Consider the following 18,368-nt stretch of genomic DNA (forward strand, 5'->3'; position numbering starts at 1 on the left):
GAAGCAGGCGGCTACCATGCGACGCATGGCAGCAGACCAGCCCGTGGTGCCCCTGGCCGAGGGCATCGAGCACGACCTGTCGGAGTGGGAGAAGGCCACCGCGGCCGTCCTGCGCAAGACGCGTCGCCTCGCCGAGGACGCCCCCGACACCGACGTGTGGGAGGCGCTGACCACCACGACCCTCGACGGGCTCAGCATCACCCCGCTGGGCACGCGCGAGCTCGTCGCCGACGTCCCCGAGACCGGCCTCCCGGGCGAGGCGCCCTACACGCGCGGCTCCGGCACCGCCGATCCCGAGCTCGAGGGCTGGGACGTGCGCGGTTGGTTCACCGACCCCGACACCACCGCCGACCACCTCACCACCGAGCTGGAGAACGGCGGCAACTCGCTGTGGCTCACGGTGGGGGAGCGCGGCATCGCCGCCGATCGTCTCGCCGAGCTGCTGGAGCCGGTCTTCCTCGACCTGGCCCCCGTCGTGCTCGACGCCCCCGAGGACCCGGTCGCCGCGGCCGAGGCCTTCGTGGCGGTCTGCCGCGACAAGGGCGTCCAGCCGCACCCGCTGACCAACCTCGGCGGTGGCGGCCACGATCTCGACGTCCTCGTCCGCGTGGCCACGCTGGCGAAGGAGGCGGGCGTCCGCGGCGTCGTCGTCGACGCCAGTGCCCTGCACGACCAAGGCGCGTCGGAGGTCCAGGAGCTCGCCTGGTCGATGATGGTCGCGGTCACGTACCTGCGCGCCCTCGAGGCCGCCGGGTTCACCACCGACGAGGCCGCCGCCCAGCTGGAGTTCCGCTACGCGGCCACCGACGAGCAGTTCCCGACCATCGCCAAGCTCCGCGCCGCACGCACCCTGTGGAACCGGGTCGGCGAGCTGAGCGGCATCGGCGAGGCGGCCCGCGCCCAGCGCCAGCACGCGGTCACGTCGCGCCCGATGATGGCGCGCTACGACTCCTACACGAACATGCTGCGCACCACCGTCGCCGGCTTCGCCGCCGGCGTGGGCGGCGCGGACGCGGTCACGGTGCTGCCGTTCGACGAGCCGCTCGGCCTGCCCACCCCGTTCAGCCGCCGCATTGCGCGCAACACCTCGAGCCTGCTCATCCACGAGTCGCACGTGGCCAAGGTGGCCGATCCCGCCGGCGGCGCGTACGCCGTGGAGAAGTTCACCGACGACCTCGCGATGGCCGCGTGGGAGCTCTTCGCCGAGCTCGACGGCCTCGACGAGCTGGAGGGCGTCGCCGACCTCGACGCCGCCGCCGACCGCCTCGTGCCGCTGGTGCAGGCCGTGCGCGACGACCGCGCCCTGCAGATCGCGCGCCGCGAGCGCCCGATCACGGGCATCAGCGAGTTCCCGAACTCCGCCGAGACCCTCCCCGAGCGCCGGCCCTACCCGGTCGCTCCCGACGTGTTCCGGTACGCCGGCGAGTTCGAGCAGATGCGCGACGAGCCCGTGGCGCAGCCGGTCTTCCTCGCCACGATGGGCCCGATCTCCGCCCACACCGCCCGGGCCACGTTCGCCATCAACCTGCTGGCCGCCGGCGGCATCGGCATCGGCGCCGCGGGTGCCACCGCCGGGGTCGACGAGGCCGTCGACAAGTACCTCGAGGCCGGAGCGCCTCCCGTGGTCTGCCTCGCCGGCACGGATGCCGTGTACGGCGAGTGGGGTGCCGACCTGGTCGCCGCGCTGCGCGAGAACGGCGCCTCGTACGTCTTGGTCGCCGGCAAGACCGACCTCGGCCAGGACGCGTCGGCCGCCATGGGCCTCGACGCGCTGGCCTTCCTGCGACAGATGCGTGAGGTGCTCGCATGACCACACCGAAGTCCTTCGCCGGCGAGCCGTGGCAGAGCCCGGAGGGGATCCCCGTCAAACGGCTCTACACGCCCGCCGACCTCGAGGGGCTCGACGCCCTCGACACCTACCCGGGCATGACGCCGTTCCTGCGCGGTCCGTACCCGGCGATGTACACCACCCAGCCGTGGACGATCCGCCAGTACGCGGGCTTCTCCACCGCCGAGGAGTCCAACGCGTTCTACCGCCGCAACCTGGCGGCGGGCCAGAAGGGCCTGTCCGTCGCTTTCGACCTGGCGACCCACCGCGGCTACGACTCCGACAACCCCCGCGTGGTGGGCGACGTCGGCATGGCCGGCGTGGCGATTGACTCGATCTACGACACGCGCACGCTGTTCGACGGCATCCCGCTCGACCAGATGAGCGTCTCGATGACCATGAACGGCGCCGTGCTGCCGGTGCTGGCGCTCTACATCGTGGCGGCCGAGGAGCAGGGCGTGAAGCCCGAGCAGCTGGCCGGGACCATCCAGAACGACATCCTCAAGGAGTTCATGGTCCGGAACACGTACATCTACCCGCCGGCGCCGTCGATGCGGATCATCTCCGACATCTTCGCGTACACGGCGGCGCGGATGCCGCGGTTCAACTCGATCTCGATCTCCGGCTACCACATCCAGGAGGCCGGGGCGACGAACGACCTCGAGCTGGCCTACACGCTGGCCGACGGCGTCGAGTACATCCGCTCGGGCCTCGACGTGGGCCTGGACATCGACGCCTTCGCGCCGCGCCTGAGCTTCTTCTGGGCGATCGGCATGAACTTCTTCATGGAGGTCGCCAAGCTGCGCGCCGCCCGTGCCCTGTGGGCCCGGCTCGTCAGCGACTTCGACCCGAAGAACCCCAAGTCGCTGAGCCTGCGCACCCACTCGCAGACCTCGGGCTGGAGCCTCACGGCGCAGGACGTCTACAACAACGTGCAGCGCACCGCGATCGAGGCGATGGCGGCCACGCAGGGCCACACCCAGAGCCTGCACACCAACGCCCTCGACGAGGCCATCGCGCTGCCCACCGACTTCAGTGCCCGCATCGCGCGCAACACCCAGCTGCTGCTGCAGCAGGAGTCGGGCACGACGCAGACGATCGACCCGTGGGCCGGCTCGTACTACGTCGAGAAGCTGACGCACGACCTCGCGAACCGCGCCTGGGCGCACATCCAGGAGGTCGAGGCGGCCGGCGGCATGGCGAAGGCCATCGACGAGGGCATCCCGAAGATGCGCATCGAGGAGGCCGCGGCCCGCACGCAGGCCCGCATCGACTCGGGCCAGCAGGTGGTGGTGGGCGTGAACACCTACCGCGTGCCCGACGAGGAGCCGTTCGACGTGCTCAAGGTCGACAACAAGGCCGTGCTCTCGTCGCAGATCGCCAAGCTCGAGCGCCTGCGCGCCGAGCGCAACGACGACGACGTGCAGTCCGCGCTCGACGCGCTGACGAACTCGGCCGAGCGCGGCGCGCGTCGTGACGGCTCGCTCGAGGGCAACCTGCTCGACCTGGCCGTGAACGCCGCCCGCGCGAAGGCCACGGTGGGCGAGATCAGCGACGCGCTGGAGAAGGTCTACGGGCGCCACCAGGCCGTGATCCGTACGATCTCGGGTGTGTACCGCAGCGAGGCCGGCCAGTCGGGCAACATCGCCCGGGTCATCGAGGCCACCGACGAGTTCGAGCGCGCCGAGGGCCGCCGCCCCCGCATCCTCGTGGCCAAGATGGGCCAGGACGGACATGACCGCGGCCAGAAGGTCATCGTCACGGCGTTCGCCGACATGGGCTTCGACGTCGACGTGGGCCCGCTGTTCTCGACGCCGGAGGAGGTCGCCCAGCAGGCGGTCGACGCCGACGTCCACGTCGTGGGGGTCTCGTCCCTCGCGGCGGGTCACCTGACCCTGCTGCCCGCGCTGAAGGCGGCGCTGGAGGAGCAGGGCCGTCCCGACATCATGGTCGTGATCGGTGGCGTGATCCCGCCCGACGACGTGCCCACGCTCAAGGAGATGGGTGCGGCCGAGGTCTTCCTGCCCGGCACGGTCATCGCCGACTCGGCACTCGACCTGCTGGAGAAGCTGCGCGCGCAGAGCTGATCCCTCGGGCGACCCGACGCCGGCTGTCGACGCTGGGCTGCAACTCCCAGTTGCACTAGTCTGTGGCGGTGGACACCCGCTCGGACACCCGGCTGGACACTCGCCTGGACACTTGTCTCGACTACATGGACCACGCCTCGTACCTGGCGTTCCGTGCCCTCGGTCATCACCCGACGCTGCACTACACGTGGGTCTACGACCGCGCGGTCGACCTCGACGCGCTGCGCCGCCTGTCCGAGCGGCTCCACGAGGGGCGGTTCGCCCGCGTCGTCGAGGCGGCACCGGGGTGGGGCGGGCGGCCCCGCTGGGTCCGTCCCGACGCGCCCGTGCCGATCGAGGTCGAGCCCGCCATGCGGCCCCGGTCGCAGATCGAGCAGTGGTCGGTCGAGGTCTCGCGGCGGCCCATCGATCCGGGCGAGGGACCGCCGTGGCGCTTCGGCGTCCTGCGGCTCGACGACGGCGGCAGCGCGGTCGCGATCGTGGTGTCGCACACGGTCACCGACGGCGTGGGGGTGCTCCTGGGACTGCGTGAGGCCGTCGAAGGACTCGACCTCGGGCTGGCGTATCCGCGCCGCGGCGAGCGAGCCCGGAGCCGCCTGTCCCACTGGCGTGAGGTCATCGGGTCGCTCCCCGAGAAGGTGCGGGCCCTCCGTGCGGTCGTGCGTCAGATGCGTGCCGAGCGGAGCCTGCCGCACCGGGCCTCGACGGCGGCGCTGCCCGTGGCCACACCCGTCGCGGAGTTCACCGCGCCCGATCCGCCGGTCCGCGACGGGGCCGCTCGCGTCGTGACCTTCGTGTCCGAGGCGTCGTGGGACGCGTGCGCGGAACGGCTCGGTGGCACCTCGAACGTGCTGGCCTCGGCGCTCGCCGCGCGGCTCGGGCTCCACCTGGGTCGGGTGCAGCGGAACGGCACGGTCAACCTGACGATCCCGGTCAGCGTGCGTGAGGGCGACGACGACCTGCGGGGCAACGCCCTGTCCTCCGTCGTCGTCACCCTCGACCCGGCCGAGGTGACGCACGACCTGCGCCCCGCGCGTGCGGCGATGAAGGCCGCGCTGAGCGCCCGGGACGCGAACCAGCTCCCGCTGCTGGCGGCCCTGCCGCTCGTCCCCTTCGTGCCGGTGTGGCTGCTGCGCCGCCTCGAGCGGTTCGCCCTGGGGGCCGACGTCAATGCCGTCGGCTGCTCCAACCTCGGGCGCGTGACCGGGCCCGTCGAGCTGATCGACGGGCGGCCGTGCCAGTACGCCTGGGGTCAGTTCAACGAGCCCGGCCGGCCCACGGCCGAGCTGGCCCGGATGGGTGGGCAGGGGTTCCTGGGCGTCACCTTCTCGGGCGGTCGCGTCGTCATCAACGCGGTGGCGTTCCGCCCCGGCGCGGACAACTCGGACGAGGCGCTGCTCGCGATCGTGCACGACGTCATCGCCGAGTTCGGTCTCGGCCCGCCCCTGCCGTGGTGACGGCCCCGCCCGGCGTCGTCGTGCTGGCGGCCGGGTCGGTGGAGGCCACGCCCTAGACTCGCACGCGTGGTTGACGTCGACAGGGTGGTGCAGGGCGTCCGCGCGGGCCGGCGGGCGGAGATCTCACGTGCGATCACGCTGGTCGAGTCGCGCCGAGCCGACCACCGGGCGGCCGCGCGCGAGGTGCTGGCCGAGCTGGCGGCGGCGCCCGACTCGAAGGTCGGGGGAGCGGTCCGCGTCGGCATCTCCGGCGTTCCGGGCGTGGGCAAGTCCACCTTCATCGAGGCCCTCGGCGTCCACCTCACCGAGCGCGGCCACCGGGTCGGCGTCCTCGCCGTGGACCCCTCGAGCGTGCGCACCCGCGGCTCGGTGCTCGGCGACAAGACCCGCATGGTGCGCCTCTCCACCGACCCGAACGCCTACATCCGCCCCTCGCCGAGCGCGGGCAGCCTCGGTGGCGTCGCCCGCGCCACCAGCCAGGCGCTGACGGTGCTGGAAGCGGGCGGCTACGACGTCGTGCTCGTCGAGACGGTCGGCGTCGGCCAGTCCGAGATCACCGTGGCCGGCATGGTCGACACGTTCCTGTTCCTCACCCTCGCGCGCACGGGCGACCAGCTGCAGGGCATCAAGAAGGGCATCCTCGAGATCGCCGACGTCATCACGGTCAACAAGGCAGACGGCGAGCGGGCCCGCGAGGCCGAGGGCACCGCGCGCGAGCTGGCCGGCGCGCTGCGCCTGGTCTACGCCGGCACGCAGGACTGGGTGCCGCCCGTCCTCACCTGCTCGGCGCTGGAGGGGACCGGCATCGACACCGTCTGGAGCCGCGTGCTGCGCCACCGTGAGTTCATGGGCCACCGCGGCGTCGCCGAGAAGCGCGCGCAGCAGCAGCTCGACTTCACGTGGGCGCTCGTGCGCGACGAGATCGAGCAGCGCCTCGCCACCGACGCGTCGGTGGCCCAGGTCCGAGAGCGGGTGCGCGAGGAGGTCCTCGCCGGCACGCTCTCGCCGGCCGCCGCCGCCGACGAGATCCTCGGCGCCTTCGACGCCTGACCGCGCCGGATCGCGGCGTCGGGGTGCCCGTGCCAGCATGGTGCGGTGAAGCGCACCGTCACGGCCCACCTCGAACTGCACGCGTTCGACCGCGCCGACCTCGTCCTGTCGATCGCCGTCGCGGCGAACGTGGCCACCTCGAGCGAGTCGTTGCGGGTGGTCCAGGACGGTGCCGAGCTGGAGGCCCGCGAGATCGCCGGCCGCCACGAGACCAGGCTGCACCGGATCGACGCGCCCGCGGGCCCCATCACGATCGACTACGAGGCGGTCGTCGACGGTCATGCCCGCCCGATCGCCACGGAGGAGCTCGACATCATCGAGTACCGGCGTCCCAGCCGGTACGCGCCCTCGGACTCGCTCTTCGCGATCGCGAAGGCCGAGTTCAAGGGCCTGTCCGGCAAGGACCTGCTCGACGCCGTGACCTCCTGGGTCGGCACCCACCTGTCCTACGTGCCCGGCAGCAGCCGACCCACCGACGGCGCCGTGCAGACGATGCTGAAGCGCCAGGGGGTGTGCCGCGACTACGCGCACCTGGTCATCGCCCTGCTGCGCGCGCACGACGTTCCCGCGCGCCTCGTCTCGGTCTATGCCCCGGGGCTGCAGCCGATGGACTTCCACGCGGTCGCCGAGGCCTACGTCGACGGTGAGTGGCACGTCGTGGACGCCACCGCGCTGGCCCCGCGCGAGACGATGGTCCGCATCGCCACCGGCATGGACGCCTCCGAGACGGCCTTCCTGTCGCAGCACCGCGCCGCCGTGAACCTCAACAGCATCAACGTCACGGCGGTCGTGGACGAGCTGCCGCGCGACGACGTGACCGAGCTCGTCGCGCTCGGCTGAACCGAGAGGTGAACTCGCAGTGACACGCCGAAAAGAACCAGCGGACTAGTTACAAAGAACTAGCGGATGGGTTAGTCTTCCCTCAGCGACCGCCGCGTCGTCGCATCACCTCGGGGGGGTGATACGGCGCCGCGGCATCGTCATGTCAGCGGCCCTCACGAGGGACGCGGCAGGGCGTTCATGTCCACCAGTCGCCGGTACACGTACGGCGTCATCGTGCGCACGTACGTGACGCTCAGGTGGGTGATGTCGCGGTACACGTTCACGCCGCCGATGATCGACGGGCAGGTCTCGTCGTCGCAGTAGAGGTCGCTCAGGTCCAGCGTCTGCGCGCCCTCGACCTGGCGGCCGGCGGTCGCGAAGGCGTCGAAGTGCGACAACGCCTCCTCACGGCTGAACGCGCACGCGTCCGGCGTGATGCTCTCCAGCTGGGCGAGGCACTTCTGCGGGGCGCGCGGCAGGCGGGGGTTGTCGCGGATCGCGACCACCCGCACGCCCCGGTCCAGCACCGGGCGCCACACGGCCTCCATGCTCTCGACGCGCTCCTCGTTCGACCCGCTGAGCATCCGGGCGTAGCCGGTGGTCAGGACCAGGTCGGTGGAGTCGGTGCGGTCGAGCAGCCACTCCTGGAGGTTCGCCTTGAACTCCTGGCAGGTGCTCACGCGCAGCGGGTCGTCGTGGTCGGGCTCGTCACGGGTCCACGAGCAGCTGCTCCTCAGCTGGGCGGAGAGCGTGATGAGCTTCTGGTCGGCCATCCGGACGAGCGTGGGCAGGAACGACCGGGCGTGGGAGTCGCCCACGAGGGTCACGTGGGGCAGCGAGTCGTCGTCGAGGTCGCCGAAGGTGCAGTCGTTGAGCTCGGTGTCGTGCACACCCCCGAAGCAGCTTGGGTACTCCTTCTCGTAGTCGTTGACCACGGCCTCCGGCGACGGGATCAGCTGGTCGTCGAGCTCGGGGTTGTGGCACGGGTTCTCGGCATCGCGCGAGGCCGCGCCGAAGCAGTCGGGGGCCTCCTCGACCAGCCTCTCGGCGACGGCGACGGCGCGCTCCTGGGCCGCGGCAGCGGTCTGGTGGCCGGCCAACGAGACGCCCACGAGTGCGGTCGCGCCGACCAGGGTGGCCAGGCCCGTGATGGCCGGCCGGCGCAGGCCGAAGCGGTGCGTGAAGCGGATGGGGTCCTCGACCCAGCGCTTGGTGGCCCACGCCGCGACGATCGTGAACACGAGAATCCCGATGCGCGGGCCGAGCCCCAGCTCGTGGCCCAGCACGAACGGCAGGATCACGATCGGCGGCCAGTGCCACAGGTACATCGAGTAGGAGATCTCGCCGAGGGTGTGGGTGGGGCGCCACCGCATGACGGGCGTGGGGGACAGGACGCCGCGGGGCTCGCCCGCCCAGATCACCACGAGGGTGGCCACCACGGGGACGATCGCGGCGGTGCCCGGGAACGGCGTGGAGTCGTCGTACGTCAGGCCGCACCACGCCAGCGTCAGGAAGCCCGCCCACGACAGCAGGGCGGTGGGCGCTCCGCGGCGCACCGTGGCGCTGCCCATCGCGAGCGCCAGCAGGGCGCCGGCGCCGAACTGCCACGCCCGCGCCGGGGTGACGAAGTACGCGGCCGGCGGGTTGGCCTGGGTGATCCACAGCGAGTACGCCAGGCTCGCGACGGTCGCGGTGCCGAGCACGACGGCGACCATGAGCTTGCGTGACCGACCCGTCCGCACCGCCAGGACGGTGGCCAGGATCACCAGCAGCGGCCACACGAGGTAGAACTGCTCCTCGATCGAGAGCGTCCAGTAGTGCTGCACGGTCGTCGGGTCGTTCTCGGCGGCGAGGTAGTTCACCGAGTCGGCCGCCAGGGCCCAGTTCTGCACGTACAGCGCCGAGGCGACGATCTCCTTGAAGTTCTGGCTCCAGGTGACCAGCGGCATCCACAGCCAGACGGCGAGCGCGGAGACGGCCAGCACGAGGTACGCCGCCGGCAGGAGGCGCCGGGCGCGGCGCGCCCAGAACCGGGCCAGGTCGACCTTCCCGGTGTCGGCGGACTCGCGCAGCAGGTGCCCGGTGATCAGGAAGCCGGATATGACGAAGAAGACGTCGACGCCGATGTAGCCGCCCGGGAGGCGCCCCGGCCAGAGGTGGTAGATGACCACGAGCAGCACGGCACAGGCGCGCAGGGCCGAGATCTCGGCCCTGAATCGGTCGCTGGGAGGACTGGCGGGCACCGCACCACGATACGAGGGCGGTCCCCATCGCGCCCACCGCGGCCCGCGGGTGACCCGTCGGGACGCGGCGTCCCCCTCTAGAATCGAGAATCGCGTGGTGGGGGCGTCCCGCCGTGAAGTCGACGGGAACCGAGGAGAGCATGCCTGACGTGGGTCGAGTACGGCGTCGGGTCGTCGCGATGGTGCCTGAGCGCGCGAAGGACCGCCTGCGCCGTGCCCTCGGCAAGGGTCCCGCTCCCCGGCCCCACGCCTCCCTCGTCGTGCGCCACGAGGCCGGCCTCGTCCACTACGCGGGCGCGTTCCGCGACCCGGTGCGCGTGGTGGCCTTGGTGGTTCGTCCCGCCAGCCGGCTCGGCCAGGTCAGCCTCCGCCTCGAGCAGGCCCCGTCCGCCACGTTCGCGTTCGCGCTCGATCCCGTGCAGCTCTGGGAGCTCGGCGGCCGCGCCGCCGGACGCTTCGACCTGTTCGTCGAGGTCGAGGGGATGGGAAGGAAGCGCACCGAGCAGCGCCTGGGCCGCTTCGACCACACCGACACCTCGGCCGCGATGGCGTTCATCGAGATCGAGGGCGCCGCGTCCCCGTTCGGCGAGCAGGTGCACGCCTGGACCCACGTCACCGACCAGGGCAACGTCTCGGTGCGCTACGCCGCCGAGCCGATCCGTCGCTTCGAGGTGGAGGGCAAGCGGCTCGACGTCGGCCCGCGCGGGATCGCCGCGGACCTCGTCCTCAAGACCTTCTCGCGTCCGGCGAGCGACATCCGGCTGTCGCTGCAGTGGCGGTTCTCCGGGACTACCCAGGAGATCCCCGTGCGCGTCGAGTCGCTCGACGCCACCGCCGCGCACGGCCTGTACGACTACCGGATCAGCTTCGACATCACGCCCGACGCCGTGGACGACGCCGAGCGCGAGGGCATCATCGACCCGCACCTGATCATGGAGCTCGACGGGTTCGAGCTGCCGGTGCGGGTGCCGTTCGCGGAGAAGAGCTTCTCCCACTTCAGGCTGCGCGACCTGCCGGTGCCGACGCAGGGTGGTGCCCACGTCGACCAGTGGGTGCCCTACCTGACCTTCCGTGCCAAGCGGCTCGCGTTCTGGTCGGAGCGCTTCACCGTCGAGAACCACCGGTACCTGCGCCGGATCGAGCGGTGGGCGTGGCTGCTCGCACCGCTGCGCCCGTTCTCGGGCATCTGGCTCGTGGGGGAGGTGCCCTACAAGGCGCAGGACAACGGCTTCGCGCTGTTCCGCTGGATCCGCCGCAACCACCCTGACCGTCGCGCCTACTACGTGATCGACGCCGACTCGCCCGACCGCGACAAGGTCGAGCCGTTCGGGAACGTCGTCACGGCCCGCTCGCGCGAGCACATCCGCTACACGGCCCTGGCGTCGCGCTTCGTCGGCAGCCACCACGCGGAGTACCTGCACGCCTCGCGGTCGCCCCGGCTGGCCCGGCACGCGCGCGGCCTGCGCGTGTTCCTCCAGCACGGCGTCACCGGCATGAAGAACGTGCGGCTCAACTACGGCCGCCTGCACATGCAGGAGATGCCGCCGGACCGGGTGGTCGTGAACTCGGCCGCCGAGCGCCAGATCTTCATCGAGGACCTCGACTTCTTCCCCTCGCAGGTCGAGGTGACCGGCTTCGCGCGGTACGACTCGCTCTTCGAGGGCGAGCCGCAGGTGCAGCGCCGGCTCCTCGTGATGCCCACGTGGCGCGACTGGCTGACCAGCCGCGAGAGCGTGCTCACCAGCACCTACCTGGCCAACTGGCTGGACTTCCTCAACGACCCCCAGCTGCAGGCGCTGCAGCGCGACGGCGTCGAGATCCTCATGGTGATGCACCCGAACCTGCGGGCGCTGGTGGACGACCTGCCGCTCGAGGGGATCTCGATCGCCCCCCGCGACGCCGACGTGCAGGAGCTCATCCGCACCAGCGCCGCCCTCGTGACCGACTACTCCAGCGTCGCGTGGGACGCGGCGTTCCTGCGGCGACCGGTGTTCTTCTTCCGCTTCGACGACGCGGTGCTCACCGGTGCCCGCACGCCGTTCATCGACGCCGCCACCGCCCTGCCCGGGCCGATCGCGCACCGCGCGGCCGACCTGGCCGGTGAGGTGGCCCGGTCGGCGGGCTCGGGCTTCACGATGGACGACGAGTACGCGCGTCGCGCCGCCGCCTTCCTCGAGCTCCCGACGTCGGGCTACGGGGAGCGCAACTACGAGATGGTGCGCACCGCCGACGGCCTCTCCACGCGGCTGCTGCGGCTGCGCAACGTGCGCGCCGTGCGCGACGCCTTCAAGCGCTTCCGCGCCGGGCCGCACTACTACCGCGTGATGTCGCTGATGTTCCGCTTCGGCAGCCTCCTGCCGCGCCGCGACATCGCCGTGTTCGAGAGCGACCGCGGCAGTGCCTACGGTGGCAGCCCGCGAGCCCTGTTCGAGCGCCTCCACGAGCGGGGGACCTCACTGGACCTCTGGTACGTCAACAACTCCACGCTGCGGGTGCCGCCGGACGCGCACAAGGTGTTCCGCCTGACGCCGCGCTACTTCTGGACGATGTCGCGGGCGCGCTACTGGGTGTTCAACCAGAACGTGCACGACCTGTGCCGCCGGCCGCGGGGCACCCACTACCTGCAGACGTGGCACGGCACCCCGCTCAAGCGGATGCAGAACGACGTGCCGGTCATGCACGGGCGCGCCGACGACTACCACCAGAAGGCGCAGGAGCTGGTGGATCGCTGGTCGAGCCTGGTCTCCCCGAGCCCGTACGCGACCGCGGCCTTCCGCAGCGCCTTCGGCTTCACCGGCCCGATCATCGAGTCCGGCTACCCCGGCAACGACGTGTTCCACACCGAGGTGGGCCGGCAGCGGGCGCGCGAGACCCGGCTGCGGCTGGGCCTGCCCGAGGACCGCACGGTGGTGCTCTACGCCCCCACCTTCCGCGACGACGGCCGCGCGGCCGGTGCGAAGGGCGCGTGGGCCCACGACATGGCCCTCGACCTCGGCCGCTTCGCCGAGCGCCTCGGCGAGAACGTGACCCTGCTGGTGCGCCTGCACCCGCTGGTGAAGTTCACCTGGCCGAAGGACCTCGACGCCAGCATCGTCAACGTCTCGAAGTACCCGGACACGCAGGACCTGCTGCTCGTGGCCGACGCGCTGATCACGGACTACTCGTCGATCATGTTCGACTACGCCCAGCGCGGCCGGCCGATCATCTCCTACGTCTACGACCTCGAGCACTACCGCGACGCCCTGCGCGGCTTCTACGTCGACCTCGAGGAGATCGCGCCCGGTCCCGTGGTGCGCACGAGCGACGAGGTCATCGACGCCGTGGCCCGACTCGGCGAGGTCGAGGTCCAGTACGCCGACCGCCTGGCAGCGTTCCGCGAGCGCTTCGGCGGGCTGGAGGACGGCCACGCCTCCGACCGCGTCATCGACGCGGTGTTCAGCGAGTCCGAGCGCGGCGCCGCCCCGAACTGACCGCGCGGGGTCGCAGCCCCCGGGAAGGACGACGGGGTGCCGCCACAGTCGTGGCGACACCCCGTGCGGGTCGTGCGGTGGCTCAGGCCTTGGTCTCGGCCCAGGCCGGGTTCCAGCCGGGAACCTCGTCGGCGGTGCGCGAGGCCGGACCGGTGTAGATCGCCGAGGGGCGGATCAGGCGGCCGGTCTTGTACTGCTCGAGGATGTGGGCGCTCCAGCCGGCGGTGCGTGCCGACGTGAACATCGCGGTGAACATGTTCGCGGGGATCTCCGCGAAGTCCAGCACGATCGCGGCCCAGAACTCGACGTTCGTCTCCAGGACGCGGTCGGGGCGGCGCTCGCGCAGCTCCTTCAGGGCGGCCTGCTCGAGTGCCTCGGCGACCTCGGCGCGCGGGGCGGCGAGCTCCTTGGCGGTGCGACGCAGCGTGCGGGCGCGGGGGTCCTCGGCGCGGTAGACGCGGTGGCCGAAGCCCATGAGGCGCTCGCCGGAGTCGAGCAGGTTCTTGACGTACGCCTCGGCGTCGCCGGTCTTCTCGACCTGCTCGATCATGTGGAGCACGCGCGAGGGGGCGCCGCCGTGCAGCGGGCCCGACATCGCGCCCACTGCGCCGGAGAGGGCGGCGGCCACGTCGGCGCCGGTGGAGGAGATGACGCGAGCGGTGAACGTGGAGGCGTTCATGCCGTGCTCCGCGGCGGAGACCAGGTAGGCGTCGATGGCCTTGGCGTGGTCCGGGTTGACCTCACCGCGCCAGCGGGTCAGCATCCGCTCGACGATCGTGTCGCACTTGTCGATCTCGCTCTGGGGGACCATCGGCTTGCCGAGGCCGCGGGCGGCCTGGGCGACGTACGACAGCACCATCACCGCGGTGCGGGCGAGGTCGTCGCGCACCTCTTCGGGGGTCTCGATGTCGTAGAGCTGACGCAGGCCCCACACGGGAGCCATCTGGGCGATCGCGCTCTGGACGTCGGCGCGGATGTCCCCGGAGTGCACGGGGATCGGGTACGGCTCGGCCGGAGGCAGGCCCGGGTCGTAGGAGCCGTCGACCAGCAGGCCCCAGATCTTCTCGAACGGCACGCGGCCGACGAGGTCATCGATGTCGACGCCGCGGTACCGGAGCGCGGAGCCTTCCTTGTCGGGCTCGGCGATCTCGCTCTCGAACGCTACGACGCCTTCCAGTCCGTGGTGTACTTGAGTCATGCCTCAATAGTGCCCTGTGGCCGTTCTGCGGCGTGCAGCACGGTCGATTCCCGGCTGCTTCGCGAGGTGCGGTCGTGAGCCCGGCTACCGTGGCGCCATGAGCGACGACCTGGCCCGGATGCGGACCGAGTACGCGAAGGCCGGCCTGGACGAGGCCACCGCGGGGGACGACCCGATCGGGCTCGCGCAGGCCTGGATCGCCGAGGCGATCGCCGCGGGCGTCCACGAGCCGAACGCGATGGCGCTGGCCACCGCCACCCGCGACGGCGAGCCCTCGGTGCGCATCGTGCTGCTGAAGGGCTTCGACGCGACCGGCGCCGTCTTCTTCACGAACTACGACTCGCGCAAGGGTCGCGAGCTGGAGCAGAACCCCCGTGCGGCGGCCGTGCTCCTGTGGCACCCGCTGCACCGCCAGCTGCGGATCGAGGGCGGGGTGACCCGTCTCGACCCGCACGAGTCGGACGCCTACTTCCTCGCCCGGCCGGAGGGAGCGCGGATCAGCGCGGCCTCGTCGCCGCAGTCGCAGGTCGTCGCCGGCCGCGAGGAGCTCGAGCGCCGGTGGCACGACGCCGAGGACCACGGGGCCGCCGAGCGGCGTCCCGAGGGATGGGGCGGCTACCGCATCGCGCCCGAGGTGCTGGAGTTCTGGCACGGCCGCGAGAACCGCCTCCACGACCGCATCCGGTTCACGCGCCGCGGGGACGACTGGACGCGCGACCGGCTCGCGCCCTGACCGACGGCGCGGTCACCGGCGCCGAGACCCGCGCCTAGGCTGCTCCGATGCGAAAGCTCCTCACCGACGTCCGCCCCCTGCGGGTGTCCCCGGCCTACCGCAGGCTGTGGATCGGGCAGGCCGTCTCGGGCTTCGGCCAGCAGATGTCGGTGGTCGCGGTCGCCTGGGAGGTCTGGACCCTCACCGAGTCGTCGTTCTCGGTGGGCCTGGTCGGCCTCGCGGGGCTGCTGCCGCTCATCGTCGGCGGACTCTACGGAGGCGCGCTCGTCGACGCCTTCGACCGCCGCACCGTGGCGCTGGCGTCGGCGATCGGCCTGTGGGTGTCGGCCATGGCACTGGTCGCGCACAGCGTGGCCGACGTGGAGTCCGTCGGGTTCCTCTACGCGGTGGTCGCCGTGCAGGCACTGTTCTTCGCCGTCAACAACCCGGCCCGCGCGGCGATGCTGCCTCAGCTGCTGCCCGGGCACCTGCTGCCGGCGGCGAACGCTCTCGGCATGGCCTCGACGAACCTGTCGTTCACGGTGGGTCCGCTCGTCGGTGGTGCGCTGATCGCGTGGCGGGGCGTGGAGGCGGCCTACGTCGTGGACGTGCTGCTCTACGTGGCGGCGCTGTACTCGGTGGTGCGGCTCCCGGCCCTCCCGCCCGCCACGAAGATGCCGGTGCCGGGCATCCGCTCCGTCATCGACGGACTGAGGTTCCTTCGGACGGCGCCCAACATCGCGATGTCGTTCGTTGTCGACCTGTGCGCCATGGTCTTCGCCCAGCCGCGCGCGCTGTTCCCCGCGCTGGCGGCCACCGTCTACGCCACGTCGGGCGGTGGCGACGCGGGCGCCTCCTCGCTGGGCCTGCTGCAGGCGTCCCCGGCGATCGGATCGCTGCTGGCGTTCGTGGTGTCGGGCTGGGTCAGCCGGGTGCACCGGCACGGTGTCGCGATCGTGGTGGCGATCGTCGCCTACGGCGCGAGCGTCGCGGCGGTGGGCTTCTCGGCGATCGGGCTGCCGGGCCTGCTGTGGCTGGCCGTCACGTTCCTGGCGCTGTCCGGCGCCGCCGACATGATCAGCGCCGCCTACCGCTCGACGATCCTGCAGTCGGCCGCGCCCGACGAGATGCGCGGGCGCATGCAGGGTCTGTTCATCGTCGTCGTCGCGGGCGGGCCGCGCCTGGGCGACTTCGTGATCGGCTCGGTCGCCTCACTCGTCGGCGAGCCGTGGGCGATGGTCATCGGCGGCGGGCTGTGCATCGCCGGCGTGCTCACCTCGGTCGCCCTGCGCCGCCGCTTCCTGGCCTACGACGGCCGCCACCCGACGCCCTAGCGGTCAGCTGCCGAAGGTGGCGATGTCGATCTCGATCCAGACCTGCTCGGCGCGGCCGACCAGCTCGCCGGCCGGCGTGTAGAGCGCCGTGCCGGTGAAGAACTTGCGGCCCTCGCGCGCAGCCAGCTGGCCCACCGCGTGATAGGTCTCGCCGGCCACCGGGGCCGAGAGCACCTCGGCGGTCATCGTGCCGAGCACCATCGGCTGCACCGAGAAGTCGGCCGCCCAGCCGCCGGGGCAGTCCAGCGCCGCCCACGCCACGGGCAGGCCCACCGTGCCGTCCGCTTCGGCGAACGAGGGATGCACGGTCCACGGGGCCGCCGTGAGGTCGTCGCCGACGGGGCCGCTGAAGATGCGGAGCCCGTCGCCCTCTCCGCGCGCGGTGCCGCACGTGAAGCACTGGTCGAACGGGTGGGTGGTGAAGCCCGGGTAGGCGGCCAGTCCGGCCTCGATGACGGACGCGTCCAGGAACGGCGGCGGCTCCCGGGTGAAGGCGCCCGGGCCGGCGGTGCCGACGAGCGCTCCTCCGTGGGTCACCAGGCGAGACTCGTCGGTGTCGTGCTCCCAGGCCAGCGGGGTGTCGAGCGGCGGCGGCATCCGCAGGCGCGACGTGACCGGCCCGGTGTGGTCCTGCGCGAGCCGCTCCTGGGCGACCAGGCCGCACACCCAGCCGCCGTTGCCGGAGTCGGGCGGGCCGTTGAACTGACGAGGGATCGTGACCATGCCCTGACGCTATCCTCCGAGCGCGTCGTGGCGGCGCAGGGCCTCCAGCCGCTCCTGCGCGTGGTCGACCAGCGGGGGCGGGTAGTCGGCCGGCGGGTCCGGGAGGGTCCAGGGCTCGTGCACGCCGCGGCCCTCCACTCCGCGCAGCTCCGGCACCCAGCGCCGGATGTAGGCACCGTCGGGGTCGAACCGGCGGCCCTGGCCCACGGGGTTGAAGACGCGGAAGTAGGGGGCGGCGTCGGTGCCGCACCCGGCCACCCACTGCCAGCCGTGCTGGTTGTTCGCGAGGTCGGCGTCGACGAGCCGCTCGCGGAACCAGCGCGCCCCGTGGGTCCACTCCAGGTGCAGGTCCTTCACGAGGAAGCTGGCGACCGCCATCCGCACTCGGTTGTGCATCCAGCCCTGCGCGAGCAGCTGGCGCATCCCCGCGTCGATGAACGGGAAGCCGGTGCGCCCCTCCTTCCACGCCTCGAGGTCGCCGGCCGGCTCGTCGTACTGCATCTGCTCGTAGGCGCGGTTGTAGTAGCCGAACGCCGAGCCCGGCCACTCGTGCAGGACGTCGGCGTAGAACTCGCGGAACGCCAGCTGACGCTCGTAGGCGCTGGCCCCGGCCGACGACCGCTCGGCGAGGTCGGCCAGCAGGGTGCGCGGGTGGATCGTGCCCCACTTCAGGTGCACCGACATCCGCGAGGTCGTGTCGAGGTCGGGGCGGTCGCGCTCGCTGTCGTAGTCGTCGACGTGCTCGTCGAGCCACCGCCGCCAGTGCGCCCGGGCCGCCTGCTCGCCCGCCGCGGGGAGGTCGACCCCATCGGCCTCGCGCACGTCGGGCAGGGCCACCGATCCGCCCGGCCGGACCCACGGCACCGCGTGCGAGCGCACCGCCGTCACCGGCGGGTGGGCACCCTGCGACTGCCACGCGCGGAACCACGGGGTGAACACCTTGTAGGCCGACCCGTCGCCCTTGCGCACCGTTCCCGGCGCGACGGCGTACGACGAGTCCGCGGCCACGAGCGGCACGTCGCCGAGCGCCTCGCCGACCCGCGCGTCCCGGCGGAGGGCGTAGGGGGTGTGCCCGGCGGTCACGTGGACGCTCTCGGCGCCGGTCGCGCGGACCACCCGCGGCACCTCCACCTCGGGCCGGCCACGCACCAGGTGCAGCCCTTCGATCCGCTCGTCGAAGTCGGCCAGCAGCCGGGCCAGGTACGCCGCCCGCACCCGCATGTTCTCGGCCGGGAAGTGGTCGTCGAGGACGAACAGCGGGACCACACCGTCGGGCCCCGCCTCGACCGCCGACCTCAGCGCGCCGTGGTCGTGCAGGCGCAGGTCGGCGCGGAACCACATCACGGAGACGGTCACCCCGGCATCGTCCCCTGAGCGAGCTTGGTCCGCACCCGGGCCGATCCGCCGACGGCGGGAGGGCGGCCGATCGACGCACCGGGCCTGA

11 protein-coding genes and 1 pseudogene are annotated in these 18,368 nt (G+C 72.3%); 8 read left to right on the forward strand and 4 right to left on the reverse strand.

Translation table 11 applies throughout. The annotated features are described in order from the left end of the window. The first annotated feature begins 25 nt into the window (after positions 1-25). From ACY1JX_RS12180 to ACY1JX_RS12200, 5 genes and pseudogenes are all read left to right on the forward strand, one after another. A complete protein-coding gene (locus tag ACY1JX_RS12180; RefSeq protein ID WP_286931154.1) occupies positions 26-1,810 on the forward strand; it encodes a methylmalonyl-CoA mutase family protein in 1,785 nt (594 codons plus the stop codon). A 23-nt stretch (positions 1,811-1,833) separates the two neighbouring features. After that, a pseudogene (gene scpA / locus ACY1JX_RS12185) lies at positions 1,834-3,915 on the forward strand (methylmalonyl-CoA mutase); the annotation flags it as partial. Positions 3,916-3,983: 68 nt separating this feature from the next. After that, positions 3,984-5,372, forward strand: coding sequence for a hypothetical protein (locus ACY1JX_RS12190; protein ID WP_462564120.1), 1,389 nt, complete (start codon positions 3,984-3,986; stop codon positions 5,370-5,372). Between the two features lie 66 nt (positions 5,373-5,438). Then, on the forward strand, positions 5,439-6,422 hold the full coding sequence (gene meaB, locus ACY1JX_RS12195) for a methylmalonyl Co-A mutase-associated GTPase MeaB (protein ID WP_181752888.1): 984 nt from the start codon (positions 5,439-5,441) through the stop codon (positions 6,420-6,422). Positions 6,423-6,467: 45 nt separating this feature from the next. After that, complete coding sequence (locus ACY1JX_RS12200; protein WP_462564121.1) at positions 6,468-7,262, forward strand: transglutaminase-like domain-containing protein; 795 nt, start codon at positions 6,468-6,470, stop codon at positions 7,260-7,262. Positions 7,263-7,417: 155 nt separating this feature from the next. Here ACY1JX_RS12200 and ACY1JX_RS12205 read toward each other — a convergent pair whose 3' ends face one another. Then, positions 7,418-9,487, reverse strand: coding sequence for an acyltransferase family protein (locus tag ACY1JX_RS12205; protein WP_462564122.1), 2,070 nt, complete (start codon positions 9,485-9,487; stop codon positions 7,418-7,420). A gap of 140 nt (positions 9,488-9,627) precedes the next feature. On the opposite strand from ACY1JX_RS12205, the gene ACY1JX_RS12210 reads away from it, so the two are divergent. Then, a complete protein-coding gene (locus ACY1JX_RS12210) occupies positions 9,628-12,957 on the forward strand; it encodes a CDP-glycerol glycerophosphotransferase family protein (protein ID WP_462564123.1) in 3,330 nt (1,109 codons plus the stop codon). Positions 12,958-13,039: 82 nt separating this feature from the next. Here the strand turns inward: ACY1JX_RS12210 and ACY1JX_RS12215 are convergent, their stop codons facing one another. Next, complete coding sequence (locus ACY1JX_RS12215) at positions 13,040-14,155, reverse strand: citrate synthase 2 (RefSeq protein ID WP_181752881.1); 1,116 nt, start codon at positions 14,153-14,155, stop codon at positions 13,040-13,042. 97 nt (positions 14,156-14,252) lie between these two features. Here ACY1JX_RS12215 and pdxH point away from each other — a divergent pair, with 97 nt between their 5' ends. After that, the gene (pdxH, locus tag ACY1JX_RS12220; protein ID WP_462564124.1) at positions 14,253-14,888 is read left to right on the forward strand and encodes a pyridoxamine 5'-phosphate oxidase; all 636 of its coding nucleotides are present in this window, start codon (positions 14,253-14,255) and stop codon (positions 14,886-14,888) included. 47 nt (positions 14,889-14,935) lie between these two features. Then, positions 14,936-16,201: an MFS transporter gene (locus ACY1JX_RS12225; RefSeq protein ID WP_462564125.1), complete on the forward strand. Its 1,266-nt coding sequence runs from the start codon at positions 14,936-14,938 to the stop codon at positions 16,199-16,201. Between the two features lie 3 nt (positions 16,202-16,204). On the opposite strand, the gene ACY1JX_RS12230 is transcribed toward ACY1JX_RS12225, so the two are convergent. After that, complete coding sequence (locus ACY1JX_RS12230) at positions 16,205-16,924, reverse strand: hypothetical protein (protein ID WP_462564126.1); 720 nt, start codon at positions 16,922-16,924, stop codon at positions 16,205-16,207. A gap of 9 nt (positions 16,925-16,933) precedes the next feature. Continuing rightward, on the reverse strand, positions 16,934-18,280 hold the full coding sequence (locus tag ACY1JX_RS12235) for a cryptochrome/photolyase family protein (protein WP_462564127.1): 1,347 nt from the start codon (positions 18,278-18,280) through the stop codon (positions 16,934-16,936). Positions 18,281-18,368: the final 88 nt, after the last annotated feature.

The sequence above is a fragment of the Aeromicrobium sp. JP4 genome (assembly GCF_054957925.1).

Coding starts and splice junctions, on each gene's coding strand:
- ACY1JX_RS12180 (WP_286931154.1), top strand. CDS start 26: ATGGCAGCAGACCAGCCCGTGGTGCCCCTGGCCGAGGGCATCGAGCAC.
- ACY1JX_RS12210 (WP_462564123.1), top strand. CDS start 9,628: ATGCCTGACGTGGGTCGAGTACGGCGTCGGGTCGTCGCGATGGTGCCT.
- ACY1JX_RS12215 (WP_181752881.1), bottom strand. CDS start 14,155: ATGACTCAAGTACACCACGGACTGGAAGGCGTCGTAGCGTTCGAGAGC.
- pdxH (WP_462564124.1), top strand. CDS start 14,253: ATGAGCGACGACCTGGCCCGGATGCGGACCGAGTACGCGAAGGCCGGC.
- ACY1JX_RS12225 (WP_462564125.1), top strand. CDS start 14,936: ATGCGAAAGCTCCTCACCGACGTCCGCCCCCTGCGGGTGTCCCCGGCC.
- ACY1JX_RS12230 (WP_462564126.1), bottom strand. CDS start 16,924: ATGGTCACGATCCCTCGTCAGTTCAACGGCCCGCCCGACTCCGGCAAC.